We start from the raw sequence: 26,543 nt of genomic DNA, 5'->3' as shown, positions 1-26,543 counted from the left end.
AATTAACGGAATTGGTATAAATCTCTATTTTTTCTCCAATAAATCACAGTCAATATGAATATATTGTTTAATGGCGACTAGTATAAATACTATGTGTCATTCACTTGGAATTGGTATGAGGTTACTTTGTGTATTAGTAGGGGCTTTTTGTTCTTTTTTCGTATCTGCAACCACTTGGGAGAGAGAGAAAACCCCAACGATAAATTCAACCTCATCAATAGGAAGCTATGCCAACGGTTGCCTTGATGGTGCTCAGGCCTTGCCAATCACCGGAGTTGGCTACCAGATTATCCGTCCACAGAGAGGGCGTTATTATGGTCATACAGAGTCTATTCAGTTTATTGAAAGGTTAGGTGTAACGACTAGCGACGAACTCAATACTAACTTACTGATCGGTGATATTTCTCTTCCTAGAGGAGGACGCTTTTCTTCTGGTCACTCAAGTCATCAAACCGGTTTGGATATTGATATCTGGCTTAGGCTAACCAGTAAAAGGCTGTCAGAGAATGAGTTAGCTGTACCTAAACCTGTGAGTGTTGTGGACCTTACCAACTACAAATTGCGTCAATCAAATTGGACTGAAGATCACTTTCAAGTTATTCGATATGCCGCGAAAGATGAAAAAGTGGTACGTATTTTTGTTCACCCAGTGATTAAACAAACCCTTTGTGAGCAAGAAAACGCTGATATTAATGATAGAGCTTGGTTAGGAAAAATAAGACCTTGGTGGGGACACCATTCTCATTTTCACGTTCGTTTAAAGTGCCCTGAAGGCAGTTCAAACTGTGTAAATCAAGCAAGCCCTCCCGAAGGTGATGGTTGTGGAGACGAACTTGCAAGTTGGGCTCCGAAAACCATACCGGTTCCACCGCCAAAAAAAGTCGCAAAAAGTAAGAAAAAGAAGAAAGTTAAAGTGATGCCAAGTCAGTGTTTAGCCTTGATTTCGAATAAGTAACCTCATCTATCGAGGCTTTTTACAGTGGTAATGCCACTGGTTTTGTCGACTCTAAAACTGGAGAAATATCACACTTTTGTCTAGAGTTTATAAACACGAGATTAAGAACATCGTTTGATATTAATAAAACCAATAACGATATCAGCAAAGGCGATGACTAATTTGACAAGGTTTGGTAAGGGATTGAGTGTTTTTGGGGTGAAAGATGCGGCTTATATGCAGTATGCGAATCAGAGTCTGATACCCGTCGATAGATAATTCAAGGATAAGACTATGACTATGATTTGTGCAAAGGAATTTTCGGAATGGTTAAGACATAGGTTCAGTACTGAAAACTCGGGTATTTCTATTTCAAGAGATGACATCAACCAGCTAACAGGAAGACAACGTTTAGATCCTAGCTTCGTTAATGATGTTCACTATGAATTGATGCAGTATGGAATGGCATTTGTGACAGATACCAGTAGGGAAAACTTTTATCTTGTTCCTATAGCTCAATCGATAAACTGGCGAGAACGACTCGAGTATCAATTTGAAAAAGAGCTTTTCTGCAATATTTATCCAATTGAAAAATCGGGATAAAAAAAAGTTCAACTTATGGTTAAGTTGAACCTTTCTTCTTTTAGGTCAAGCCTTGAATGATAACAAACTTCTCAAGCAGCTCGTCATCAGTTTCAATATGGTTTGGGTCAGTGATTATACATTTTGTAATCGGGCACACTGACTGACATGTTGGCTTTTCGTAGTGACCTTTACATTCGGTGCATAAATCTGGATCGATCTCGAAGATACTGTCACCCATCGTGATTGCACCATTCGGGCATTCAGGATCACACATATCGCAGTTTATGCACTTGTCAGTAATTAACAGAGCCATTGTTTTCTTCTCAAGTAAGTCGCTTAAGTAAAAATTATTTGCCTGATGCGTTACGTGTATCTTGGCCTTCGCTCAAGTTACGCATCAGCAAGCTGTACTCTAGATCTAAATCTGCTGGTACAGGAATAAATACAAAGTGACCGTTACCTTTCGCATCGTCTACCGCTTCAGACTTGCGGTTTTCCATTACTTCCAGTTTGAAAACAACGTTACCTTTCGGTGTCATCATCTCTAAGCTATCGCCAACTAGGAACTTGTTCTTAACCTCGACTTCCGCTAGTTCACCACGACGTTTACCAGTGAACTCACCAACAAACTGTTGAGTGTCAGAGATAGAGTAACCGTACTCGTAGTTTTGGTATGAGTCATGAGTATGGCGGCGTAGGAAGCCTTCAGTATAGCCACGGTGAGCTAGGCTCTCTAACGTACCCATTAGGCTTTCATCAAATGGTTTACCAGCTACAGCATCATCGATCGCCTTACGGTAAACTTGTGCAGTACGAGCGCAGTAGTAGAAAGATTTGGTACGGCCTTCGATTTTCAGTGAGTGAACACCCATCTTCGTTAGGCGCTCAACGTGCTGGATTGCGCGAAGGTCTTTTGAGTTCATGATGTAAGTACCATGCTCATCTTCAAACGCTGCCATTTTCTCTTCTGGCTTGTGTGATTCAGAAAGCAGAACCACTTCGTCTGTTGGTTTGCCAAGACCTAGTGTGTTGTCTGGACGTTCATCTTGAACTTCAACTTCTTGAATAGCTACACCAGTAGGGTTTGCTTCAACGATCTGACCGTTTTCGTCTTCTTTTGCAGCTTCTGTTTTGTATTCCCAACGACAAGCGTTAGTACAAGTGCCTTGGTTAGGATCGCGCTTGTTCATGTAACCAGAAAGTAGGCAGCGACCAGAGTACGCCATGCAAAGTGCACCGTGAACAAAGATCTCTAGCTCTGTTTCTGGGCAGTGTTCGCGAATCTCTTCGATCTCTTCAAGCGATAGTTCACGAGATAGGATCACTCGCTCAACGCCCTGTGTAGCCCAGAACTTAACGGTCGCCCAGTTTACAGCGTTTGCTTGAACAGAAAGGTGAATTGGCATTTCAGGGAATGCTTCACGAACCATCATGATAAGGCCAGGATCCGACATTATAAGCGCATCAGGGCCCATATCAACAACTGGCTTAAGGTCGCGAATGAAAGTTTTTAGTTTAGAGTTGTGCGGCTGAATGTTACATACAACATATAACTTCTTGCCTTGAGCATGAGCCTCATCGATACCGATTTGTAGGTTTTCGTGGTTGAACTCATTGTTACGAACACGAAGGCTGTAACGTGGCTGGCCCGCGTAAACTGCATCTGCGCCGTAGGCGAATGCGTAACGCATGTTTTTAAGGCTTCCTGCCGGTGATAATAGTTCAGGTACAAATGGTTTTTGTGTAGTCATTGCTTCGTTCTCTAATCTGATCTCAAGTCAGGTTGATACCACCAAGTGATATCAAAGGGGCGCAAATTTTACGCTAAAATGAGTCTGGTTGATAGCCCTAAAGGTAGCAATGATATTGACAAGGGAGCGAGGGGATAAATATACAGCGGTAAATATAAGAAAAATAAGCTCAGGTACAGTCGCACCTGAGCTTTGAAGTCACTGATTAAGCGTTAGGTTGAGTTAACCCGCCTAGTGATTCGAACAGGTTTGGAAGGAAAACACTGAACTCACCACAAAGTAGAGAGAAGTCTGCATCAAAACGTGCAGCTTGATCTTCACGAGGAATATCGTCGTTCTCGTCTTTTAACTCATCACTGAATTTTAGGCGTTTGATGCTGCCGTCTTCGGCAAGAATGAACTCAATACGATCCTGCCAGTTGATAAGAAGTTTTGTCACCATCTTATTAGCTTCGATATGGTTCTTGATCTCATCCGCTTCTAGTTCTTGCTTCTTAACTCGAACAATACCGCCGTCTTCTTGAATCGATTTAAGCTCAGCTTCATCAAGCATAGTAATGCCTTGAGGTGTATCGCCTGACTTAACCCATTCGGTTAGTGTTGTTTCGATCGCTTGCTCAGGAATTGCAGGGACAACCGGTAGGCTACCCATTGTTTTACGCAGCAGAGCTAACACGTCTTCTGCTTTTTTGTAGCTACTTGCATCAACTACGATAAAGCCTTCTTTTGGCATGATCAGCGCGTATGTGAAGTTACTGCGGCTAAATGCGCGAGGAAGTAGATCAATGATGATGTCTTCTTTTAGGCTGTCTTTTTCTTTCTTTTTCAGAGGAGTGCCAGATTCAGCTTCAAGTGTTTCTACTTTTGCATTCAGTGACTCTTTGATCACAGAAGCTGGTAGCATTTTCTCTTCTTTCTTTGCACAGATAAGAATGCGGTTTTCTGATACGTGCGTCATCATATCGCCATGTCTACCCATTGCGTGCACCCAACCAAACTTCTGTTTGTCTTGGCTACCGCAAGGAGTAAAACGGAATTCTTCAAGTTGTTTCTCTAGCTGATCTGCGTTGAAATCAATATCACGGTTGAAGCGATAGACTAGGCAATTTTTAAACCACATAAATTTTTCTCATACCTTTTTAGAAGTGCTTCATGATATGAGATCTAATTCGATTTGTCCCTAGCTCTGTATCAAAAGTTATAAAGTGAAACGTTTGAGACAGTTATATGAAAATTTGTTTTCAAAGGTCACAAAAGTGTCATAATTAACTCAGATAATGCAATGCGTTGATTAAATACAAAGGCTATCCAATTATGTCGAGAAGGATTCTGGTCGTTGAAGATGAAGCACCGATTCGTGAGATGCTGTGTTTTGTACTTGAACAAAAAGGCTACCAAGCAGTAGAGGCTGAAGATTACGATACAGCGGTAAACAAGCTATGTGAACCTTTCCCAGATCTAGTATTACTAGATTGGATGCTACCTGGTGGTAGCGGGATAAACTTTATCAAGCACATGAAGCGTGAAGAGTTAACTCGCAACATCCCTGTGGTGATGCTAACGGCTCGTGGCGAAGAAGAAGATAAGGTTCGCGGTTTAGAAGTTGGCGCAGACGACTACATTACCAAACCATTTTCACCAAAAGAGTTAGTAGCTCGCCTGAAAGCGGTTATTCGCAGAGTAACACCAACCGCATTGGAAGATGTGATTGATGTACAAGGTCTTAAGTTAGACCCTGTATCTCACCGCGTAACTGCAAGCGAAGGCCCAGTTGATATGGGGCCAACAGAATTCAAAATGCTGCACTTCTTTATGACGCACCAAGAGCGTGTATACAGCCGAGAGCAGCTACTTAACAACGTTTGGGGTACCAACGTTTACGTTGAAGACCGCACTGTTGATGTACATATTCGACGCCTACGTAAAGCGCTTGAATCTGCAGGTCACGATAAGCTAATCCAAACGGTTCGCGGCGCGGGCTACCGTTTTTCTACAAAGGCTTAATGTGGCTTCGCTGCCCAGTTTACGGAGTCCTGAATGGTTGAAAAGTTAACATGGAAAAAGCTGGCTTGGGAGCTGGCTTTTTTTTACGCACCATGGGTTTTAGTCGGATGGATATTCGGCTACTTACCTTGGTTACTGCTGGCTGCGACGGTATTGCAGCTCGGCTGGCATCTACATAACCAAATGCGTTTGTCAGCATGGTTGTGGGATGAGAAGCGTCTAACACCACCTTCAGGCTCTGGAAACTGGGAATCTCTGTTCAACGGTATTTATCGTATGCAGCAGAGACAGCGTCGCAAACGTAAAGAACTGACCAACCTTATCCGCCGTTTCCGTAACGGTGCAGAATCGCTTCCCGATGCCGTTGTGGTATTTCGCGGTGAAGGCAATATCGTTTGGTGTAACAAGCTTGCTCAATATTTGCTGGGCTTTCGTTGGCCGGACGATTCTGGGCAACCTATCTCAAACTTGATTCGTACTCCAGATTTCATCAAATATCTCAATAAACAAGACTTTTCAGAACCGTTAGAGATGCCTTCACCACTTAATGTGGAGCGCATGCTTGAACTGCGTATTGTGCCGTATACTGAGGGTGAACACCTAATGGTGGTGCGTGATGTTACTCAGCTTAAGCAGTTAGAGGGCATGCGTCGTAACTTCTTCGCGAACGTTTCTCACGAGCTACGCACCCCAATGACCGTACTTCAGGGTTACCTTGAAATGACGGAAGATCCAGACATGATCGTTGGTCCTATGTGGACCAAGGCGCATGGTGTGATGACAGAACAATTGAATCGCATGAACAGTCTGGTGAATCAGCTCTTAACACTTTCAAAAATCGAAGCTGCGCCGATGCATGAACTCGATGAAGTGGTGAACGTTCCGGCGATGCTTGAGGTTCTTGAAAAAGAAGCGGCAAGTTTAAGTGGTGATAGAGAACATAAGCTTGAGTTTGATATTGATAAAAGTCTACGAGTTCTCGCTGATGAAGATCAGCTGAGAAGTGCTATATCGAATCTGGTTTACAACGCCGTGAAGTACACACCGCCGGGCGCGACGGTTAAGGTGCGTTGGTATCAAACGAGTCAGGGTGCTTGTTTGGATGTATCAGACACCGGAGACGGTATTGAGCCACAACACTTGCATCGACTCACAGAGCGTTTCTATCGTGTCGATAAAGCACGCTCCCGCGATACGGGTGGTAGTGGTCTTGGATTGGCGATTGTGAAACACGCGCTTAGTCACCATGATTCACATCTAGAAATTCAAAGTGAAGTGGGTGTCGGTAGTCGATTCCATTTCACGTTGCCAAATCGACTGACAGTATCATGAGTGGTTTGACACGCAGGATGCGTTTACCAGTCAGCTCATTGTTAGCGTTTGCTTTAGTTAACCCTGTGCATGCCGAACAGGGTGTCGACTCTCTTCCTGATTACTCTAAGGTTCCGGGAATTTCTGGGAGCTTATTATCGGTAGGTTCAGATACCTTAGCGGGCATGACGACGTTATGGGTGGAAGAGTTTAAATCTTACTACCCGAATGTTAACGCTCAAGTCCAAGCATCTGGTTCTGCGACAGCTCCACCTGCCTTAACTGAAGGAACTGCTCACCTTGGGCCTATGAGTCGCCCAATGCGTCTACGTGAAGTGGAAGCCTTCGAAAGAGAGCATGGCTATAAGCCAACCGCACTGCGAGTCGCTATTGATGCAATCGGGCTGTTTGTCCACCGAGATAACCCTATTAAAGGGCTGAACTTTCGTCAGATTGATGGCGTCTTTTCTGAGACATTACGCTGCGGAGCAACCAAGCCCCTGAATAACTGGCAAGATCTTGGAATCGATCAGCCATGGGCAAAACATCGATTCCAACTGTTTGGTCGCAATTCAGTATCTGGCACTTATGGTTACTTTAAACAGAATGCTTTGTGCGGTGGTGATTTCAAAAATCGCGTGAATGAGCAGCCAGGTTCTGCATCGGTTGTACAGTCGGTCGCTTCATCAATCAGTGGGATAGGCTACTCTGGCATTGGCTATCGAGTAGCAGGCGTTAAGTTGATTCCTATTGCCGAGAACGGTTCAGATTATGTTGAGCCGACTCGAGCGAATATCTTGAGCGGTGATTACCCTCTATCACGCTTTCTTTATGTATACGTGAATAAACACCCAGATAAACCGCTTTCTCCTGTTGAGAGAGAGTTCCTCACCTTTGTGTTCTCAAAGCAAGGGCAAGAACTGGTAGAGAAAGATGGCTATCTAGCGATACCGTCGGAGTTTGCAGAGCAAGAGTTGGCAAAAGTGGGGCTCTAATTTAGGCCACTACGAGCGCAGAGAATAAACGTACGAACAGCTTGCGATGTCGCAGGCTGTTTTTGTTTTGACTGTTCGTTATTCTAGATTCAACGACCATCCAACACTTTTCCAACGCTGTTGCTCTTCTTTCAGTTCATATTCAAGCAGTTGGTTTTGGATCAACCAATCGCTGTTAGATCCCTTCAGCTCCCAGTGATCCTGTTGTTCAACCGTTAGAGTCACGCCTGGGGCTGGCGTTTGATTGCGCTGACGATTGAGTAAGATAGCGAGTCTCAATATACGAATCAGCAGTATTACTTGTTGTGGGGCAAACAGAGAAAGTTCCGGCAAGTCTTGTAGCTTTAGTGCTTTTCTTTGATAGCGAACCAAGGTTGAGATCAAGCGTTGCTGTTCTGTATTGAAGCCTGGCATTGTCGTGTGTTTTAGCAGATAAGCCGAATGACGGTGATAGCCTTGGAATGCAATGCTTTGTCCAGTCTCATGAAGCAAAGCAGCCCAACTCAGCAGGTCATACAGTTCATTAGTGACCGTAGTCGTCACTTGAGGCTGCACTTGTTTCAGCAATGCAAGTGCGAGTACTTTCACTTTTTGGCCATGCGCTACGTCGACATGGTATCGAGAGACAAGTGTTTCGGCAGTTCTGGTCCGAACATCAATATCTTTAAATCTATCTTCCATGTCATAAAGCACGCCTTCTCTCAGGGCTGCATCAGAAAAATGTAACTCATTGATGTCTAGCGTATCCATCACTGCTGAAAGAATAATGACGCCAGCCGCAAACACTGGCTTTCTCTCATCACTTAAACCTGAAAGATTTAAGGCTTTGGATGATGAAGATTCACATAAGTGATTCTTCAAATAAGACAGGCGCTGGGGAGTAATGAGACCGTCGGTGAAACCTAAGCCTATGAGTACCTCCTTTATTGATTTAGCCGTCCCTGATGAGCCAAAGCTGATGTCCCAGGTAGCTTTCTTGTATTCTTCAATCAATGGCATTAATAGACGAGAAGCTGCGCTATAAGCATCTGAGAAGTGTTGTGAGGTTAGTCCATCGTCAGCAAAGAAACGTTGAGTGAAGCTGACGCACCCCATCGGTAAACTACGCATAATCAAAGGGGTAAAGCCTTGTCCGGCGACGAGCTCGGTACTTCCTCCACCGATATCAATAACCAATTTAGATTCAGAAGCGGTTTGAGTGTGTTCGACACCGTTATAGATTATTCGAGCTTCTTCTTGACCAGAAATAATCTCGATTGGAAAAGGAAACAGTGGTTTGGCGCGGTCTAAGAAATCATTCGCGTTTTTGGCCTTTCTTAGAGTGTGAGTTGCAACAACTTTGACATCATCCAGTTCAAAATCCGCTAGTCGCTCTGCGAACACCTTGAGGCATTCTAATCCTCGCTCGATAGCACTTTCGGATAGGAAGTTATGTTCATCCAACCCATCACCTAATCTCACTTTCTGTTTGTGTCTGCTGACTAGCTGCAGGTGCTGTTCGAATACTCGGGCAACCACCATATGGAAGCTGTTCGAACCCAAATCGATAGCTGCAATACATCGAGAATGTTTGTTATCAATTAGCGGCATGATTTTTTCTCTTGCTTGTACTTCTTGCGAGCGAGTTTCTCCATACGTTTAATATAGTGGTAAGTGGAGAGTTGTGATGTCGGGTAATCAAGTGGTTCTGCTGGTGGTTGTATGTAAGGGTTGCTCATCGATTGGTTTAGTTCTCGAGCTTTGTTGCGGTCATCGAAGTGAAACTCGGTGATATCGATAATGGTTTGCTTGATATTTTGGTCTAAGATTGGGGCTGCAACTTCAATGCGGTGATCAAAGTTTCGTGTCATCCAATCAGCAGAAGATATATAGACTTTCGGCTTTCCAGCATTACCAAATATCATCACTCTTGGGTGTTCGAGAAAACGATCGACTACGCTGACAATCTCAATATGGTCACTGATGTTGGGGATGCCAGGGACAAGAGAGCACATGCCACGAATGATCATTCGCACTTTCACGCTGGCTTGGCTTGCTTGATAAAGCTTCTCAATGATCTCTCGGTCGACCAAGTTGTTGAGTTTTAGAGTGATACTTGCAGGCTTATCCTCTATTGCATTTTGTATCTCATTCTCTATCAACTGGTAGAGGTGTTTTCTGGTGTTTTCTGGTGTTTTTGGGTGACACAATCAGTTGTTTGAACTGTGACTTTTGATAAGGGTTTTCAATGTACTTGAAGACTTGTCTCACTTCTTGAGTCAAATCTTCATTCGCAGTGAGCAGAGAAAAGTCGGTATACACGCGCGCTGTAACCTCATGAAAGTTACCAGTGCCAATATGGGCATAATGCTCGGTCTGCTTGCCTTCTTTTCGTTTTATGAGCAGCAGCTTGGAGTGGATCTTCAAACTAGGGATGCCATGGATGACTTTTACTCCTGCTTCTTGGAGTTTTTTGGTCCATTGAATATTGGCTTGTTCATCAAAGCGGGCTTGCAGTTCGACAACTACGGTGACCTTTTTGCCATTGTGGGCAGCGTCGATGATCGAGCTGAGGAGTTTTGAACCTTCTGCAACACGGTAAACGTTTATTTTTATTGAGGTTACCTTTGGGTCAAAGGAAGCCTGCCTCACGAGTTCAGTGATGTGATTAAAGGTGTGATAAGGGTAATGCAGTAAAATGTCACGAGCTTTGATCGCTTCGAAATAGTTTGGGTAGTGGTTGAAATGCGCGCACTTAATCGCGGGTAGTGGACGATTAACTAAATCACGTCGATTAAGGCTTGGAAACTCAGTGAAATGTTTGTAGTTGTGATAACGGCCACCTGCGATGACACTATCATAGTCAGACAGCTTAAGTCTGACTTGTAGAAAATGGAGCATTTCAGTTGGCATTTCTGACTCATAGATCAAGCGTATCGGCAGTGCCGTTAGGCGTTGTTCTAAACCCAAAGACATCGATTCTAATAGGCTACTTTTATCATCCTCTTGTAGATCATAATCGGCATCACGCGTCATTTTAATCGCAAAACAACGTAATGAGTCATACTTAAAGAAGCCTTTAAGTAAGTCATCCAAACAAAATCGAACTATATTATCTAACAAGATCAAAGTCGTACGCTGAGAACCCGAAGCTTCCGGTAGCTTAACAAATCGAGGGAGTGACTCTGATGGGATTTCGAGTAAGACATATTGGGAAGATGCCTCTTGCTGAATATCGATCGCCAAATAGCTTTGTTCGTCTTTGAGAATATTGAGTAACTGGCTATCTTCATTCACGAGAAGTGGAGTTAAGTGTGGCAGCACTTTTTTCTTAAAGTACTTTTTGATCCACGCACTTTGTTCTTGGCTGATTTGCTGTTCGTTAACCAGAAAAATACGATTACGTGCCAGTTCCAATAGCAAGTCGTTGTACAGCTCATGGAATCGATCATCGAGCGCGCTCGCTTTACTCTGCATTTGAGTCAGTAAAGTTTTCAGCGAGTTGGAGGGCTGTTGTGGATTTTGAAGTAAGATCTTTCGCTTCACATCAGCAAAGCGGACTTTGTAAAACTCATCGAGGTTTTTCGAGTAAATACCTAAAAAACGAACTCTTTCGATTAAGGGAACTGACTTGTCAGCCGCTTCTTGCAGCACTCTTTCGTTGAAGGACAACCAGCTAAGTTCTTTTGTGACATAGTCTTTTTCCATCGAGATGAGAATCCTTGAATACTGGCTATAGAGCGGATTACTGTAATTTAGAATGACAAAATGCACAAAATTTATGATCTTACTTTAAGAAATATGGCGATCAAACTTGTTATTAGTTTCAGTTGTTTAATGTAGCTTGTAATATAATTGTCATCTAACGTACATATTATGTCAGTAGCTAAAAAAGGTAGATAAACAGATGGCTTCAACCCAATTTTCATTGAAAGAGCGTGACAAAAAAAGATGGTTGAAAGATCGTCTCGTCCGTTTTTCGGTGACATGTGGTGCCGTCAGTGTTCTCGCTGCTCTGGTATTGATTTTTGTTTACTTGGCGATGGTCATTTTACCGGTATTTTCTGATACTGGTTTAGAGACTAACCAAGCCGTGAAAACCGTTGCCGTAGAAAAGCCTATCGTCTTGTCTGTTGATGAATATGGTCAACATGCATTTACTATCGAAAAATCCGGTTTGGTTCAGTTTTGGGATCTAGAGTCTCAAAATACACACTCTTACTTTGAGCGTAGTGTTTTAGCCAACCCCATCGCCTTTTCTAGAAATACCCCATCTGAAAACTGGTTTGCCTTTGCCGATAGCGCAAACAATCTGACTTTTTTCTCTCCTGAGTATAGTGCGCCTGTTCTGAAAAAGGGCAGCGAAGCCGAGCCTAAAATTGAGCAAATCGATCTTCCTGAACCGTTTTTAAATGACGAGTCTTCAAACGGGGCGACGATCGATAAATTTGCGTTCTCAAAAAATGGACGCGGGATTACGGTTGCCGCTCAGTTAAGTGACCAACGAGTCTTGGTTAAGTGGTATCAGAGCGACCTTTCCGGTCAGTATGTTTTTCAAAAAAGCCAATGGCTATCGGATAAGCTGGGTTTGCAGCAGCAACTACTAATCACGCCTGATGGGCAAACTCTATATCTCCGAGCACAATCGGATTTAGTTGTTTTGAAACTATCAGATAACGGCTTTGATGTTCGTGAAGTGATCGACCTTAGCTTAAGTGATGCGAAACATTCCGTAAAAAGCATCGATTTACTGTCTGGGGCCTACTCGTTGTTGGTTACGCATGAAGACGGCCAAGTTTCTCAGTGGTTCGATGTACTCAAAGATGAAAAGCGTAGCTTGACCCATATTCGAGATTTCCAGCTAGCTGAACAAGTACAGTTTATTCTTCCTGATACTTACAGAAAGGGTTTTTATAGCTTCTATAAGAACGGCACATTACAAAGCCACTATACGACCAGTGAAAAGCTGTCGTTGTTTGAGCGAGCATTCGATAAATCACCACAATTAGCGGCTATGTCTGCCAATGAACTGCATCTGGCGACGTTAATTGATAACACCATCAGTGTGGCTAAAGTCGATAATGAATACCCACAAATTTCATTCTCATCGCTTTGGCAAAAAGTTTGGTATGAAAGTTACCCTGAGCCGCAATACGTTTGGCAATCAACGTCGGCGAATGACGACTTTGAAGAGAAATTCAGTTTAGTACCTATTACGTTCGGTACCATCAAAGCCGCTCTGTTTGCGATGATGTTTGCTGTGCCGGTTGCTGTACTTGGAGCCATTTACACCGCTTACTTCATGTCTCCACGCATGCGAAGAGTGGTGAAGCCTTCGATAGAGCTGATGGAAGCACTTCCGACTGTGATCATCGGTTTTTTGGCCGGGCTTTGGTTTGCTCCAATCGTTGAGACGCATTTAACGGCAGTCTTCTCATTGATGGTGTTATTACCACTAAGCACACTGCTAACTGGACTTGTTTGGTTCTGTTTGCCGAAGATGTTAACGGGGCGATTCTCTAATGGTTGGCACGCACTGATATTGATTCCGGTATTGGTGATTACTGTGGTTGCCGTGTTTGCTGGTGGAAACAGCATTGAAGCCCTGTTGTTTGGTGGTGATATTCGTACTTTCTTGGCGAGTTATGGCATCGATTTTGATCAACGCAATGCGTTGGTAGTTGGCTTTGCTATGGGCTTTGCGGTTATCCCAACGATATTCACGATTGCTGAAGATGCTATTTTCTCTGTACCTAAACACTTATCGGACGGTTCATTAGCGTTAGGTGCGACGGCGTGGCAGACGCTTATCTATGTGGTGTTATTGACGGCTAGCCCAGGTATCTTTTCAGCAGTCATGATGGGGCTAGGGCGAGCGGTAGGCGAAACCATGATCGTCTTGATGGCGACAGGTAACACACCAATTCTCGATTGGAATATTTTGGAAGGGATGAGGACATTATCGGCAACGATTGCTGTTGAGCTGCCGGAATCAGAAGTAGGCGGTTCTCATTTCCGCTTGCTGTTCTTGGCTGCACTTCTTCTGTTTATCTTCACATTCGCGGTCAACTCAGTTGCTGAGTGGGTTAGACAAAGACTAAGAGATAAATATCGTGCGCTGTAGTTTTAAAGATTTGCCTCAATGTGTGCCAATGGCTTTTAGTTGCTTGGCTAATGTATCCTGTGGTCTTCGCCGCTCCTTGAATTCAGCACGTCAGAGCAAGGTCGATCATGATGAATAAATTGAAGTCATTATTATCTTGGGTTAAATCGGGCTCTCCGTGGATATGGTTAACGGGTGGGGCGGTGAGCATCAGTATGCTATCTGTTCTTGGCCTAATGCTGCTAATCGGCTGGAAGGGCTTGACCTATTTTTGGCCCGCTCCTTTGTATCAATGGCAAGTCGACTCCAAAGACTTATCGCTGGTGGTTGATCTTGATGAAACGGTATCAAAACAAGATGTATTGGTTGGTCAGTTATATGAACGAAAATACATCCCGATAGAGCAAGTTCCACAGGTCCATGACCTTTTGTCTCCTCAAAATTTGTCGAGTGGGCTAATACAACGCTTGAGCATCAAAGTTGCCAATAGAGAACTGTATCCTGCGGACTTTGTTTCCATTCTGGATGTTAACTTACGTGAACCAACAACCCCGCGCGATTGGGTTGTGATTGAACGAAGTCGAGGTGGCTATTTTTTTGGCAAACCTGTGGGTTTTAAAACGGCTTCTGGCACCTTTGATTCAAACATAGACCAAAAACTCGAACAAGGTTTAGCGTTCGCCGATACGTTACGTAAAGAAACGTCGCGTGTTGTGAACCAAGAAATTCGCAATATCAGCTGGCAATTGGAGAACCTGCGTTTAGAAAAACGTAAGCTTGAACTCAATGAGTCCGTGAGCGATGAGTATCTTAAAACCTATACTCAAACTAAACTGGAGTTAAATCGCCAATTAGGTGAAGCAGAAGTTAAACTTGAGCATCTTAGAACGCAGCTCAATGTCGAAAGCTTGCTTGTTGAGGATATGACAGGAGAGCTGGTCGAAATTTCGCTTAGCCACATTCTGGATTATTGGTACCCGAATAATATGTCCTATCTTGAAAAGGTTGGGCATTGGGGCAAACAAGTTTGGAAGTTCTTATCAGAGAACCCAAGAGATTCGAACTCTGAAGGCGGTGTGTTTCCTGCTATATTTGGCACCGTCCTGTTGGTTATTCTGATGTCGATCGTCGTGATGCCTCTTGGTGTGGTCGCTGCGATATATCTTCATGAATACGCAAAAAACAACGCATTAACACGTTTGATTCGTATCGCCGTGATTAACTTGGCGGGTGTACCGTCGATTGTGTATGGCGTTTTTGGTTTAGGCTTCTTCGTCTATACCATTGGTGGCTCGATTGATACGTTGTTTTATGCTGAGCGATTACCCGCTCCGACATTTGGTACGCCAGGCCTACTTTGGTCAGCACTAACCCTGGCAGTATTGACGCTTCCAGTCGTTATCGTAACCACCGAAGAGGGCTTAACGCGTATTCCTAGCTCTGTGAGGCACGGTTCATTAGCGCTGGGTGCTACTCAATTTGAGACGCTTTGGCGCATTGTTTTACCGATGGCAAGTCCTGTGATTATTACGGGTTTGATTTTGGCAATCGCGAGAGCCGCAGGGGAAGTTGCTCCACTCATGCTGGTAGGGGTTGTGAAATTAGCATCAAGCTTGCCGGTAGATGGTCAATTCCCTTATCTACACTTAGACAGAAAGTTCATGCATTTAGGCTTCCATATCTATGATGTTGGTTTTCAAACTTCTAATATCGAAGCGGCACGACCTTTAGTGTACGCGACTTCATTTTTATTGGTTACGGTGATTGTTGGATTGAATTTAACAGCCATCAATATCCGTAATAACCTGCGTGAAAAATACCGAACCTTAGGACAAGATTAGATGTTCTCGATTAATGAAACCTTGGGTTACCAAGCACCTTTAGATGTACATAATCTAAAGGAAGAACAAATCGCTATCTCGATCGAAGGGCTAAATCTTTACTACAAAGAAAGCCAAGCGCTCGATGATATCTCAATGAAGATACCTAAAGGGCAGGTGACGGCTTTTATCGGTCCTTCTGGCTGTGGTAAGTCGACCTTATTACGCTGCATTAATCGCATGAACGACCTTGTTGAGGGCTGTAAGGTTTCAGGCAAAGTGAAGCTTCACGGAAAGAATATCTATCATCCTAAAGTGGATGTCGCGACCTTACGACGTCGTGTCGGTATGGTATTCCAGCGTCCGAACCCGTTTCCTAAATCTATCTATGAGAACGTGGTTTATGGCCTGAGGTTGCAAGGCGTGAGTAACAGCCGAGACCTCGATGATGCCGTTGAGCGCTCTCTGCGCGCGGCTGCGCTATGGGATGAAGTGAAAGACCGTTTGCATGAGAATGCCTTTGGTTTATCTGGTGGTCAACAGCAGCGTTTGGTTATCGCTCGTGCGGTTGCGATTGAGCCTGAAGTGTTGTTGTTAGATGAGCCGACATCGGCACTGGACCCTATTTCTACTCTGACGATTGAAGAGCTGATCAACGATCTCAAGACGCAATACACAGTGGTGATTGTTACCCACAACATGCAACAAGCTGCGCGTGTAAGTGACCATACTGCTTTTATTCATATGGGAAAATTGATCGAGTACTCAGATACGGACTCAATTTTTACGTCTCCATTGAAAAACCAAACGGAAGACTACATTACTGGTAGATATGGCTAACCTCTGAAGAGGTGTCACCTAGAGCTAAGTCACTCTACAAAATGACTTTCTTCATTTCTTTCAAGGAGCAGATATGCATTTCGGTCGCCATATTTCAGGACAATTCAATGTCGAGTTAGAGTCGATCCGTACTCATGTATTGACCATGGGCGGGTTAGTGGAGCAGCAGCTTTCGTTTGCAATGCAGGCGCTTCACAAAGACGATGTTGAATTGGCTAAAAAAGTGATTCGTGACGACCATAAAGTGAATGCAATGGAAGTTTCGATTGATGAAGCATGTACTCGAATCATTGCAAAACGTCAGCCTACCGCGAAAGATCTGCGTTTGATTATGGCGATCATCAAAACCATTACCGATCTAGAACGCATCGGTGATGTTGCCTCTAAAATTGCTCAGGGTGCTATAGAGATCCCTTCAACCAAAGAGCAAAAATTTCATGTCTCACTAGAACCTCTTTGCCGTCAAGCAATCACTATGCTTCACCAAGTATTAGATGCTTTTGCTCGTATGGATGTTGATGCGGCTGCTGAAGTTCATAAGCTTGATGATAAGTTGGATGTGGAGTACGAAGCTGTTATTCGTCAATTAATGACGTACATGATGGAAGATCCTAAGAACATTCCTAATATTTTGCAGGTGATGTGGTCAGCTCGTGCAATTGAGCGGGTGGGAGATCGTTGCCAGAATATCTGCGAGTACATAATCTACTTTGTTAAAGGCAAAGATGTACGCCACCTTGGTGACCAAAGTTTAGATGATGCGTTAAAGTAAAATCCTTCCCCACGTTTGATAATGGCTGCTTACTTACGCAGCCTTACAAAAGTCGCCTGTCAAGTGAGATTTGGTGTAACCCTTTGTTTTGTATTGCTTTGTTTTCATTTGATAACAAAGGCAACGGTAGTATCTATGCCGGTCACCGGTATCCGCTATATCCCTTGTGAGCTATCATTCTGCTGCATTTTTACCTTGCATTAATTTATTAGGCAGATATCAGTATGAAGAAGCTTCTTTTAGTTTTAACTCCCCTTTTAACGTTAACAGCATGTGGCAGTGTTGCCATCATGGATAAATCAGATGCTGTTAATCAGCAACCAGAGCTAGTGATTAAAACAGATGGTGATTTTTGGGGGCTAGGACAAGAAGGTACGTTTGATATTGCAGGCTTGTATCGAGGAAAATACAGTCGAGATTCATCAAGTTCAACATGGTTTGATACTATTTCATTCAAAAGCGGTGAGCTTGCGGCTGAGATCATTAGAGTCGATAACGATCAAGTGTGGAACTTAGTCTGTTCTGGTGGTGGAACTTCAGTGAACTACATGGGCGTTGATTTTGGTGGTAACAAACCTTATCGCTGTTCTATATCTCAGAAGGGTGAGCAGTTAGGAGAGTTCGTTTTAGAGTCTCAATCTGGGATGATCAAAGTCAGCTTGGAAAAGAAAGAGGCTGGTTATATTCAAGTTGGATCTAAGAAATATGACGTAGAAACTGTCCACTCAAGCAAAGATCTTTTGATGTCAGTCGAAAAACCTTTGGGGTATAGCTTTAAGCAAGCTTCACAAGAGGTTGCATCTGCACAGACAAATGGAATGCTATCTTTACAGATGCTGCCTGACCTTAATGATGCTGAGAAAGATATATTAGTTATTGGCACTATCGCTAGTGCATTAAGTTGGCGTCCCGAAGAGTAAGTGAACCTATCAGGCTCTAAGTCATCCTATTTTTAATAGGAAGCACAAAGTTATTAAAGGGTTTGTGTTAATTACTTTGCTCACAACGAGTAGCCACTGTGAGCAAAGTACTTTATCTAATGTCGACAGAGGTTAGAATTTGTAGCCAACTGTAAAAGACAATTGGTTGATATCGTTGTCATCCATCATTCCTGGATTTGTGTTAGCAACTATTGCCTTAAGCGGTGAGAGCGACTCTAACATCGGATATCTTGCCAGCATCAGTCACTGGAATCTGATAATCATCAACATCATCATGGCCCATTTGAGCATTTGAATTACTTTCCATTAGGCTCAGCCTAGTTGATTTTCCTGAGAGGTGAAGAGCAGGGACTTGAGTGGTGCTTTGAATTATTTTTGCATTCGCAGCGTTAACACCTGCCCCTGCCATGATGTCAATTCGTCCATCGGCTTGTTTGACCATTGCAGTCAATACATCAATGCCTTGTTCAGCATTAACAGCAAGCCCTGATGTCAGAATTCTTTCACATCCGAGTTCAATGACCTGCTCCAAGGCTGTTTGAAAATCAGAACTTTGATCAATGGCTCTGTGGAACGTAATCCCAAGTTTTAAAGAGTGCGCTTTGTCTGCCAGTTGCTGCATTTTGGGTATATCAATACTTCCGTTAGGCGCCAACACACCAAGTACCACTCCGTCCAATCCTGCACTTGCACAAGCTTCAATATCTTCAAACATAGAAAGCATATCATCATCGTCGAAAATGAAGTCGCCTTGTCTTGGTCTTATCATTGCATACACAGGAACTGATGAGATGCGAGCTGCTTGCTTCATCATTCCGAAGCTTGGCGTTAACCCACCTAGCGCTAATGAAGAACAAAGCTCAATCCTGTCAGCGCCTCCGGTTAGAGCGTTATGTAGAGATTCTAAATTATCGATACAGACTTCAATTTCGACGTTCATCGTGTTTATCCGTTCAAAAAGAGATTGATGAAATAATAGCAATCTAGATACAGGCATGAATAGGCAGTGCTAGAGGAAAATAGAGGTAAAGTTTGAGTTTAGAGCTACCTCAATTATTTGTATTAAGAGACAGTCTAAGGGGAAGAAAAAACAAAAAGCCCGAAGCGTTAACTTCGGGCTTTGAATAAGACTTTACTTCTTAACTGATTGGCGGTGCGCTTTGCGCTATTAGCTTATGCTTTATTTCTCTTTATAGAGAGTCTTCCAACCATTAACCCGCGTTGAGTTCGGGCTTAAGAGGTAATTACTTGCTTAGGTCGTCAGCGTGCTCAGATAGGAATGCTGCAACGCCTTTTGGAGATGCGTCCATACCTGATTTACCTTCTTCCCATTGTGCAGGACAAACTTCACCGTTCTTCTCGTGGAAGTTTAGTGCGTCTACCATGCGTAGCATTTCATCGATGTTACGGCCTAGTGGAAGATCGTTAACTACTTGGTGACGTACAAGGCCGTCAGCGTCGATTAGGAAAGAACCACGGAAAGCAACACCTGCTTCTGGGTGCTCAACATCGTATGCTTTGCAGATCTCGTGCTTAACGTCAGCAACTAGAGGGTATTTAACTTGACCGATACCGCCGTCAGCGATAGCAGTGTTACGCCATGCGTTGTGAGAGAATTGAGAATCGATAGAAACACCGATTACTTCAACGCCTTTAGCTTGGAAATCTTCTAGACGGTTGTCGAAAGCGATTAGCTCTGAAGGACAAACGAAAGTGAAGTCTAGTGGGTAGAAGAAAACAACCGCTTTCTTACCTTTAGTGAATTCTGCGAAGTTGAAGTTATCAACGATCTCACCGTTACCTAGAACAGCTGCTGCAGTAAAGTCAGGGGCTTGACGACCTACTAGTACCATTTTGGAATCTCCTAAAAAATTAGTTGGCCCAACACATCTTTGTTTGGGCTCCGTTTCTACGCGACAAACTATAGTACAATCGGTACTATAGAAAAAAGCGAATTAAATAGATTAAGTTCATCGAAAAAAGCGATAAGCTTATTCTTTGTCCTTTTCTCAGGTTTCATGACCTTCATGTAACTTATCCTACTCATATTACAAAGTAATTTCATGAATAAATGGCCAAGTCTTAAGCAACTTCACTATCTTGTTACTCTTCACGAAACACGCCACTTTAGCGACGCCGCTGATCGCTGTTTCGTTAGCCAGTCGACACTAAGTAAAGGTATCCAAAACCTCGAAGAGCTGATTGGTTGCCCTCTTTATGAGAAGAAAGATAAGAAGAGTCCATTGGTTTTTACGCAAGCGGGGGAGCTGGTGGTTAAGCATGGCCGGGAATTATTGGCGAAAGGGCAAGACTTGGTTGAACTTGGAAACCTATGTAATGGCGATGCGATGCAAGGGCAGCTGCGAGTAGGGTGTATTCCTACCATAGCGCCGTTCCTTTTGTGCGATTTGGTACAAGAAGCGAACCAACGCTTCCCTCAGTTAAATTTATTACTACGAGAAGATACGACAACGAATTTACTCGCTGCACTGCGTCATGGTGAGTTAGATGTGCTGATTCTTGCTCTGCCTGTCGATATCGACAACATGGAGAGCCAAGTTGTTGGGCAAGATCCTTTTAGAATGGTGATCAGCCGCAATCAAGCAGATGGCATTCGTGTGCCAATTAAATATGACGACTTGCCAGACGAGTCTGTATTCTTGTTGGAGAACGAGCACTGCTTAACCGAGCATGCGGTATCAGCTTGTAAGCTAACCGATAAAGAGAAGATAAACCCATTTACAGCAACTAGCCTTCACACATTGGTTCAAATGGTGGCAAACGGGCTAGGTACTACCTTTATCCCTCAGATGGCGATCGACCATGGTTTGCTGCAAAACCAGAATTTAGTGGTGATCGACCCTCCTGGCCAACAGGCGTACCGAGACATAGGTCTTGTTTGGCGACCAAGCTCTTCGCGTCGTGAAACCTTCCACCAATTGGCGGATGTGGTGTCTGAGCTCCTATAATAATCCGGTCGAAAAAATCTCTTTGAGCGGCTGAATTGGCCGCTCTTCTTTATGTCACGTCCGAGCGTTACTCCACTTCAGCTTCTTCTGGCTCGACTTCTTCCTGTAGCTCTAGCAAGTTTATAGCGATTGTGACGAAATCGCTGTCGGTAATAATGCCGACTAGTTCGTGGTTTTCTACGACAGGTAAACAGCCCACTTTGTGTTTTTGCATATAGATAGCTGACTCTTTTAATCCTGCACGTGGCTCTATAGACATAACACTTTTATGCATGATGTCGTTAAGCGGTGTTGAAAGGGTAAAAGATTGAGCTGGTGGGATGTTTTGTAGGCTGGACTCTTGAGCGGCTAGAACGTCTCGCTGTGTGACGACACCTAGTAGTTGTCTGTCAGAATCTACGACTGGAATATGGCGGATATCAAGCGCTTCCATCATGTGCTTAGCATCGGCCAGTGAGTGTGAGCGCAATAGGGTATGAGGGTTGCGAGTCATCATATCTTCAACCTTGATCATACGAACCTCCTTCTTTTTTATTTTGTTGCTATTACTATAGTTTTTTATCCAAAAAATAACTGAGATCTGACGCATTCTAGGGTGAGTTTTGTGCAACTAATTCTTTCAATTGAGGAGCTGAATTGGTCGCATTATTTTACGCCTCTTTACAATAATCCAGTACTGTAAACCTTGCTATTGCGGCTCGTGTGCCTATACTAGCCCACTGCGAAATTTTTAGTCGTGTTTGCGATGTGTTTCTGGTAACGATTGATTTACCGTAACGATTATCCAGCAACTACGATTTATGATTCGTCAACGGCACAAATCTCATCAACTAAGACAAGACTAGACACATGCAAGTTTCAGATTTTCACTTTGACCTACCAGATGAACTCATTGCTCGCTATCCTCAAGAGGAGCGCACTGCAAGCCGCCTACTTAAATTAGATGGCAACAGTGGCAACCTAGCTGATGGTTCGTTTAAAGACGTTTTAGACTTGGTTGAGCCAGGCGATCTTGTTGTTTTCAATAACACTCGAGTGATTCCTGCTCGTGTATTCGGTCGCAAGGCATCAGGTGGTAAGCTTGAAGTGTTGGTTGAGCGTATGCTTGATGAGAAAAGTATTCTTGCGCATGTTCGTTGTTCTAAATCACCGAAGCCGGGCACTGAGCTGTTCCTTGGTGAGAACGATGAGTATGAAGCTGAAATGGTGGCTCGCCACGATGCGTTATTTGAAATCCATTTTACATCCGAGCAAAGCGTTTTAGAGATTCTTAACAGTGTTGGTCACATGCCACTGCCTCCTTACATTGATCGTCCTGATGAAGATGCAGATAAAGAGCGCTACCAGACTGTCTATAATGAAAAGCCGGGCGCAGTTGCAGCTCCAACAGCAGGCCTTCACTTTGATGACAAGCTAATGGCTGACATGAAAGAAAAAGGTGTTGAGTTTGCTTACGTGACGCTTCACGTTGGTGCTGGTACGTTTCAGCCAGTAAAAGTAGACAATATCAATGATCACCACATGCATGCTGAGTACGTTGAAGTACCGCAAGAAGTGGTAGATGCGGTTGCTGCTACTAAAGCGCGTGGCGGGCGCATTATTGCCGTTGGTACAACATCGGTTCGCTCACTCGAGAGTGCTGCGCAAGATGCATTGAAGAAAGGCACAGAGTTAGTTCCGTTCTTCGGTGACACTGAAATCTTTATCTTCCCTGGCTATGAATACCAGTTGGTGGATTGTTTGATTACCAATTTCCACTTACCAGAATCAACGCTGATTATGTTGGTGAGCGCATTTGCAGGTTACGACAACGTGATGGGCGCATACGATCACGCAGTGAAGAGCGAATATCGTTTCTTCAGCTACGGTGACGCTATGTTCATCAATAAGAAAACCAGCTAATTTAAGCGGGTTATAAGCGATATACATAAGAATTTACGGGTGCTAGCAGTAAGCTAGGAGTCGGGCAGGGTCTCTGTCTAATCTCTCGCAAGGAATACGCGACCGCTCCTCATAGAGTATTAAGGCTAACTTAAGCTCTGAATTAACAGTCAGATTGTTTCTCTGGCATATTGGAGGCTTCGTGAAATTAAAATACGAACTTAAAAAAACTAATAGCGGCGCACGTCGTGGTCAACTTCAGTTTGAACGCGGTACCGTTGAAACCCCAGCATTCATGCCTGTAGGTACTTACGGTACTGTAAAAGGCATGACACCTGAAGAAGTGAAAGACACAGGTGCTGAAATCCTATTAGGTAACACATTCCACCTATGGCTACGCCCTGGTCAAGAAATCATGAAAATGCACGGTGACTTGCACGATTTCATGAATTGGCACGGTCCTATCCTAACAGATTCAGGCGGCTTCCAAGTATTCAGCCTAGGTGCGATGCGTAAAATCACTGAAGAGGGTGTTCACTTCCGTAACCCTGTAAACGGTGACAAGATCTTCATGGACGCTGAGAAGTCGATGGAAATCCAAAAAGATTTAGGTTCAGACATCGTAATGATCTTCGATGAGTGTACGCCTTACCCTGCGACACACAAAGAAGCAAAAGACTCAATGGAGATGTCTCTTCGTTGGGCTGAGCGTTCACGTAACCACTTCGACAAACTTGAAAACCCGAACTCGCTATTCGGTATCGTTCAAGGTGGTGTTTACGAAGACCTTCGTGATGTATCTGTTAAAGGCCTAACTGAAATTGGTTTTGACGGTTACGCAGTTGGCGGCCTAGCAGTAGGCGAACCAAAAGAAGATATGCACCGCATTCTTGAGCACACATGTCCTCAACTGCCGGAAGATAAGCCACGTTACCTAATGGGCGTAGGCAAACCTGAAGACTTGGTTGAAGGTGTTCGTCGCGGTATCGACATGTTTGACTGTGTAATGCCAACGCGAAATGCCCGTAACGGCCACCTGTTTGTGACTGAAGGTGTGATCAAGATCCGTAATGCGAAGCATAAAACCGATACAACACCACTAGATTCAGAGTGTGACTGTTACACTTGTAAGAACTACAGCAAGTCGTACTTACACCATTTGGATCGTTGTAACGAAATCCTAGGTGCTCGACTGAACACGATTCATAACCTGCGTTTCTACCAACGAGTAATGTCAGACATTCGTCAGTCTATCGATGAAGACCGCTTTGAAGAGTTCGTTGCAGAGTTCTACGCAAGAATGGGGCGTGAAGTGCCACTACTAGGTAAAGAATCTTAGTATTTCTTTTTTTGCGAGCCCTGTCTCTCTTCGGAGGGATGGGGCTTGAAAATAAAGGGATGCAACCCAATTAGACAAACAATTACGAAAATATAAATAGAGGATGTTTTAAATGTTTATTTCTCAAGCTCACGCAGCAGCAGAAGGTGCACCAGCAGGCGGCGGTTTCGAAATGCTTATCATGCTAGGTATGTTCGCTGTGATCTTCTACTTCATGATCTACCGCCCACAAGCTAAGCGTGTTAAAGAGCACAAGAACCTTATGTCTTCTATGGGCAAAGGCGATGAAGTTCTTACAAGCGGTGGCCTAATTGGTAAGATCACTAAGATTGCAGAAGACAGCGACTACGTTGCTATCGAACTGAACGCAAACAACGAAGTAGTTATCAAGAAAGACTTCGTTACAGCAGTGCTACCAAAAGGTACTCTGAAATCTCTATAAACAGCTAGAGGATCCTCGCTGTGCTAAACCGTTATCCGTTATGGAAGTACCTGATGGTGGTGTTTACTATCGCCATCGCTGCGTTGTACGCACTTCCGAATATATACGGTGAAGATCCGGCAGTTCAAGTTACAGGGGCGCGCGGCGCCTCTGTAGATATGTCTACGCTGGATGCTGTCACCAATGCTCTTGAAGCAGAAAACCTTTCTACTAAATCCGTTGCTCTAGAAAACGGTTCCATTCTTGTTCGCTTTAACGATACAGACTCTCAAATTAGTGCCCGTGATGTTATCACTGAAGCATTAGATGAAAACGTTATCGTTGCATTAAACTTAGCGGCTTCAACTCCTGATTGGCTTGAATCTATTGGTGCTGCACCAATGAAGCTTGGTCTTGACCTACGTGGTGGTGTTCACTTCTTAATGGAAGTGGATATGGACGCTGCAATGGAAAAGCTCGTTGGCCAACAAGAAGAAGCCTTCCGTAGTGAACTTCGTGAAGAGAAGATCCGTTACCGTGCAATTCGCCCATCAGGCAAAGATGCGGTTGAAGTGATTCTACGTAACGAAGAGCAGCTTGCTGAAGCTAAATCGCTACTGCAATCTAAGCACCAAGACATGACATTCGTAGATTCTGACTCGAATGGTCGTTTTTCTTTGATTGCTAACTTCACTGAAGCTCGTCTTCAAGAAATCCGCAACTATGCGGTTGAGCAAAACATTACTATTCTACGTAATCGTGTGAACGAACTTGGTGTTGCTGAGCCTTTGGTTCAACGTCAAGGCGCTAGCCGTATTGTTGTGGAATTGCCTGGTGTTCAAGACACGGCTCGTGCTAAAGAGATTCTTGGCGCGACAGCGACACTTGAGTTCCGTGAAGTTGATAGCAGTGCTGATTTAGCCGCTGCCGCTTCTGGTCGTGCCCCTGCGGGTAGCGAAATCAAGCAAGATCGTGATGGTCGCCCTGTGGTACTTAAGAAGCGCGTTATCCTAGGCGGCTCAAGTATTACTGATGCAAGCTCAAGTGTTGATGAATATGGTCGTCCTCAAGTTAACATCTCGCTAGATAGCGAAGGTGGTAGCAAGATGTCTGCGTTCTCTCGTCAAAATATCGGTAAGCTAATGGCGACGGTATTTGCTGAGTACAAAGACAGCGGTCGTAAAACACCTGAAGGCCGAGTGATCTTAAGTAAGCACGAAGAAGTGATTAACCAAGCAACGATTCAATCTGCGCTGGGCCGTAACTTCCGTATTACTGGTATCGACTCAACGGCTGAAGCTCATAACTTGGCACTTCTACTGCGTGCTGGTGCTCTAATTGCACCTATCTCGATTGTAGAAGAGCGTACGATTGGTCCATCAATGGGTCAGCAAAACATCGATATGGGTATCATGGCGATGGTTTGGGGTATGGCTGCAGTAATGCTATTTACGCTGCTTTACTACCGTAGTTTTGGTTTGATTGCGAACGTTGCGCTAATGGCGAACTTGGTGTTGATTATCGGTGTGATGTCGATGATTCCAGGGGCGACCATGACCCTGCCAGGTATAGCCGGTATCGTATTAACAGTCGGTATGGCGGTTGATGCGAACGTTCTGATCTTTGAGCGTATACGTGAAGAGCTTCGAGATGGACGCAGTCCACAGCAAGCCATTCACCAAGGTTACGCGAACGCATTCAGCACAATCGCCGATGCCAACATCACCACACTGCTAACAGCAATCATTCTATTTGCTGTGGGTACAGGTGCGATTAAAGGCTTCGCGGTAACGCTGTCTATCGGTATCTTGACTTCAATGTTTACAGCTATTGTCGGAACACGTTGTATCGTGAACCTGATGTATGGCGGCAAACGCGTTAAAAAACTGTCGATCTAA

At 44.0% G+C, this 26,543-nt stretch carries 22 protein-coding genes and 1 pseudogene; 15 read left to right on the top strand and 8 right to left on the bottom strand.

Going from position 1 to position 26,543, the window contains the following annotated elements:
- The first annotated feature begins 115 nt into the window (after positions 1–115).
- The gene (gene mepA / locus BCT34_RS19860) at positions 116–955 is read left to right on the top strand and encodes a penicillin-insensitive murein endopeptidase (RefSeq protein WP_076656436.1); all 840 of its coding nucleotides are present in this window, start codon (positions 116–118) and stop codon (positions 953–955) included.
- A 273-nt stretch (positions 956–1,228) separates the two neighbouring features.
- Entirely contained in the window at positions 1,229–1,537 is a 309-nt protein-coding gene (locus tag BCT34_RS19855) for a hypothetical protein (RefSeq protein WP_076656433.1), read from the top strand.
- A 40-nt stretch (positions 1,538–1,577) separates the two neighbouring features.
- Here BCT34_RS19855 and BCT34_RS19850 read toward each other — a convergent pair whose 3' ends face one another.
- The 3 genes from BCT34_RS19850 to rdgC form a co-directional block, all read right to left on the bottom strand.
- Positions 1,578–1,832, bottom strand: a complete 255-nt coding sequence (locus BCT34_RS19850; protein WP_004735061.1) for a YfhL family 4Fe-4S dicluster ferredoxin — start codon at positions 1,830–1,832, stop codon at positions 1,578–1,580.
- A gap of 34 nt (positions 1,833–1,866) precedes the next feature.
- Entirely contained in the window at positions 1,867–3,270 is a 1,404-nt protein-coding gene (gene yegQ / locus BCT34_RS19845; RefSeq protein ID WP_076656431.1) for a tRNA 5-hydroxyuridine modification protein YegQ, read from the bottom strand.
- 205 nt (positions 3,271–3,475) lie between these two features.
- A complete protein-coding gene (rdgC, locus tag BCT34_RS19840; RefSeq protein WP_017062534.1) occupies positions 3,476–4,390 on the bottom strand; it encodes a recombination-associated protein RdgC in 915 nt (304 codons plus the stop codon).
- Between the two features lie 194 nt (positions 4,391–4,584).
- On the opposite strand from rdgC, the gene phoB reads away from it, so the two are divergent.
- From phoB to BCT34_RS19825, 3 genes are read left to right on the top strand one after another with little or no spacing between them, the layout of a single operon-like run.
- The gene (gene phoB / locus BCT34_RS19835) at positions 4,585–5,274 is read left to right on the top strand and encodes a phosphate regulon transcriptional regulator PhoB (RefSeq protein ID WP_004735064.1); all 690 of its coding nucleotides are present in this window, start codon (positions 4,585–4,587) and stop codon (positions 5,272–5,274) included.
- 33 nt (positions 5,275–5,307) lie between these two features.
- Complete coding sequence (phoR, locus tag BCT34_RS19830; RefSeq protein WP_017062847.1) at positions 5,308–6,606, top strand: phosphate regulon sensor histidine kinase PhoR; 1,299 nt, start codon at positions 5,308–5,310, stop codon at positions 6,604–6,606.
- Positions 6,603–7,580: a phosphate ABC transporter substrate-binding protein PstS family protein gene (locus tag BCT34_RS19825; RefSeq protein WP_076656428.1), complete on the top strand. Its 978-nt coding sequence runs from the start codon at positions 6,603–6,605 to the stop codon at positions 7,578–7,580. The genes phoR and BCT34_RS19825 overlap by 4 nt, the downstream gene beginning before the upstream one ends.
- 78 nt (positions 7,581–7,658) lie before the next feature.
- Here the strand turns inward: BCT34_RS19825 and ppx are convergent, their stop codons facing one another.
- Positions 7,659–9,170 carry an exopolyphosphatase gene (gene ppx / locus BCT34_RS19820; protein WP_076656425.1) on the bottom strand — a complete coding sequence of 504 codons (1,512 nt, stop codon included), beginning with the start codon at positions 9,168–9,170 and terminating at the stop codon, positions 7,659–7,661.
- Positions 9,161–11,267: pseudogene (gene ppk1 / locus BCT34_RS19815) on the bottom strand (polyphosphate kinase 1). The gene ppx and the pseudogene ppk1 overlap by 10 nt, the downstream one beginning before the upstream one ends.
- Positions 11,268–11,466: 199 nt before the next feature.
- On the opposite strand from ppk1, the gene BCT34_RS19810 reads away from it, so the two are divergent.
- The 5 genes from BCT34_RS19810 (at position 11,467) to BCT34_RS19790 (ending at position 18,014) form a co-directional block, all read left to right on the top strand.
- Positions 11,467–13,683, top strand: coding sequence for an ABC transporter permease subunit (locus tag BCT34_RS19810; protein ID WP_076656423.1), 2,217 nt, complete (start codon positions 11,467–11,469; stop codon positions 13,681–13,683).
- Positions 13,684–13,793: 110 nt separating this feature from the next.
- Positions 13,794–15,503, top strand: coding sequence for a phosphate ABC transporter permease PstA (pstA, locus tag BCT34_RS19805; protein WP_076656421.1), 1,710 nt, complete (start codon positions 13,794–13,796; stop codon positions 15,501–15,503).
- On the top strand, positions 15,504–16,322 hold the full coding sequence (pstB, locus tag BCT34_RS19800) for a phosphate ABC transporter ATP-binding protein PstB (protein WP_063522615.1): 819 nt from the start codon (positions 15,504–15,506) through the stop codon (positions 16,320–16,322).
- A 73-nt stretch (positions 16,323–16,395) separates the two neighbouring features.
- On the top strand, positions 16,396–17,094 hold the full coding sequence (gene phoU / locus BCT34_RS19795) for a phosphate signaling complex protein PhoU (protein WP_076656418.1): 699 nt from the start codon (positions 16,396–16,398) through the stop codon (positions 17,092–17,094).
- 224 nt (positions 17,095–17,318) lie between these two features.
- A complete protein-coding gene (locus BCT34_RS19790; RefSeq protein WP_076656416.1) occupies positions 17,319–18,014 on the top strand; it encodes a hypothetical protein in 696 nt (231 codons plus the stop codon).
- A gap of 217 nt (positions 18,015–18,231) precedes the next feature.
- Here BCT34_RS19790 and BCT34_RS19785 read toward each other — a convergent pair whose 3' ends face one another.
- Together BCT34_RS19785 and BCT34_RS19780 are read right to left on the bottom strand one after the other, a co-directional pair.
- Entirely contained in the window at positions 18,232–18,975 is a 744-nt protein-coding gene (locus BCT34_RS19785) for a copper homeostasis protein CutC (protein ID WP_076656413.1), read from the bottom strand.
- 304 nt (positions 18,976–19,279) lie between these two features.
- Complete coding sequence (locus BCT34_RS19780) at positions 19,280–19,888, bottom strand: peroxiredoxin C (RefSeq protein ID WP_004740353.1); 609 nt, start codon at positions 19,886–19,888, stop codon at positions 19,280–19,282.
- Positions 19,889–20,098: 210 nt separating this feature from the next.
- On the opposite strand from BCT34_RS19780, the gene BCT34_RS19775 reads away from it, so the two are divergent.
- On the top strand, positions 20,099–21,004 hold the full coding sequence (locus BCT34_RS19775) for a hydrogen peroxide-inducible genes activator (protein WP_076656410.1): 906 nt from the start codon (positions 20,099–20,101) through the stop codon (positions 21,002–21,004).
- Between the two features lie 67 nt (positions 21,005–21,071).
- On the opposite strand, the gene BCT34_RS19770 is transcribed toward BCT34_RS19775, so the two are convergent.
- Positions 21,072–21,518: a CBS domain-containing protein gene (locus BCT34_RS19770; protein WP_076656407.1), complete on the bottom strand. Its 447-nt coding sequence runs from the start codon at positions 21,516–21,518 to the stop codon at positions 21,072–21,074.
- A 335-nt stretch (positions 21,519–21,853) separates the two neighbouring features.
- On the opposite strand from BCT34_RS19770, the gene queA reads away from it, so the two are divergent.
- The 4 genes from queA to secD all read left to right on the top strand — a co-directional run bounded on the left by queA (position 21,854) and on the right by secD (position 26,543).
- Positions 21,854–22,906, top strand: a complete 1,053-nt coding sequence (gene queA / locus BCT34_RS19765) for a tRNA preQ1(34) S-adenosylmethionine ribosyltransferase-isomerase QueA (protein ID WP_076656405.1) — start codon at positions 21,854–21,856, stop codon at positions 22,904–22,906.
- Between the two features lie 181 nt (positions 22,907–23,087).
- Complete coding sequence (gene tgt / locus BCT34_RS19760) at positions 23,088–24,224, top strand: tRNA guanosine(34) transglycosylase Tgt (protein ID WP_076656402.1); 1,137 nt, start codon at positions 23,088–23,090, stop codon at positions 24,222–24,224.
- A gap of 112 nt (positions 24,225–24,336) precedes the next feature.
- Entirely contained in the window at positions 24,337–24,666 is a 330-nt protein-coding gene (gene yajC, locus BCT34_RS19755; protein ID WP_010440492.1) for a preprotein translocase subunit YajC, read from the top strand.
- A 20-nt stretch (positions 24,667–24,686) separates the two neighbouring features.
- Positions 24,687–26,543 (top strand): protein translocase subunit SecD, encoded by a 1,857-nt coding sequence (secD, locus tag BCT34_RS19750; protein ID WP_076656400.1) that lies wholly within the window; start codon positions 24,687–24,689, stop codon positions 26,541–26,543.

The sequence above is a fragment of the Vibrio sp. 10N.261.45.E2 genome (assembly GCF_002875705.1).
In the GTDB taxonomy this organism is placed as follows: domain Bacteria; phylum Pseudomonadota; class Gammaproteobacteria; order Enterobacterales; family Vibrionaceae; genus Vibrio.
The sequence above is the reverse complement of the archived record's forward strand: the minus strand, read 5'-3'. Positions and strand labels throughout refer to the sequence as shown.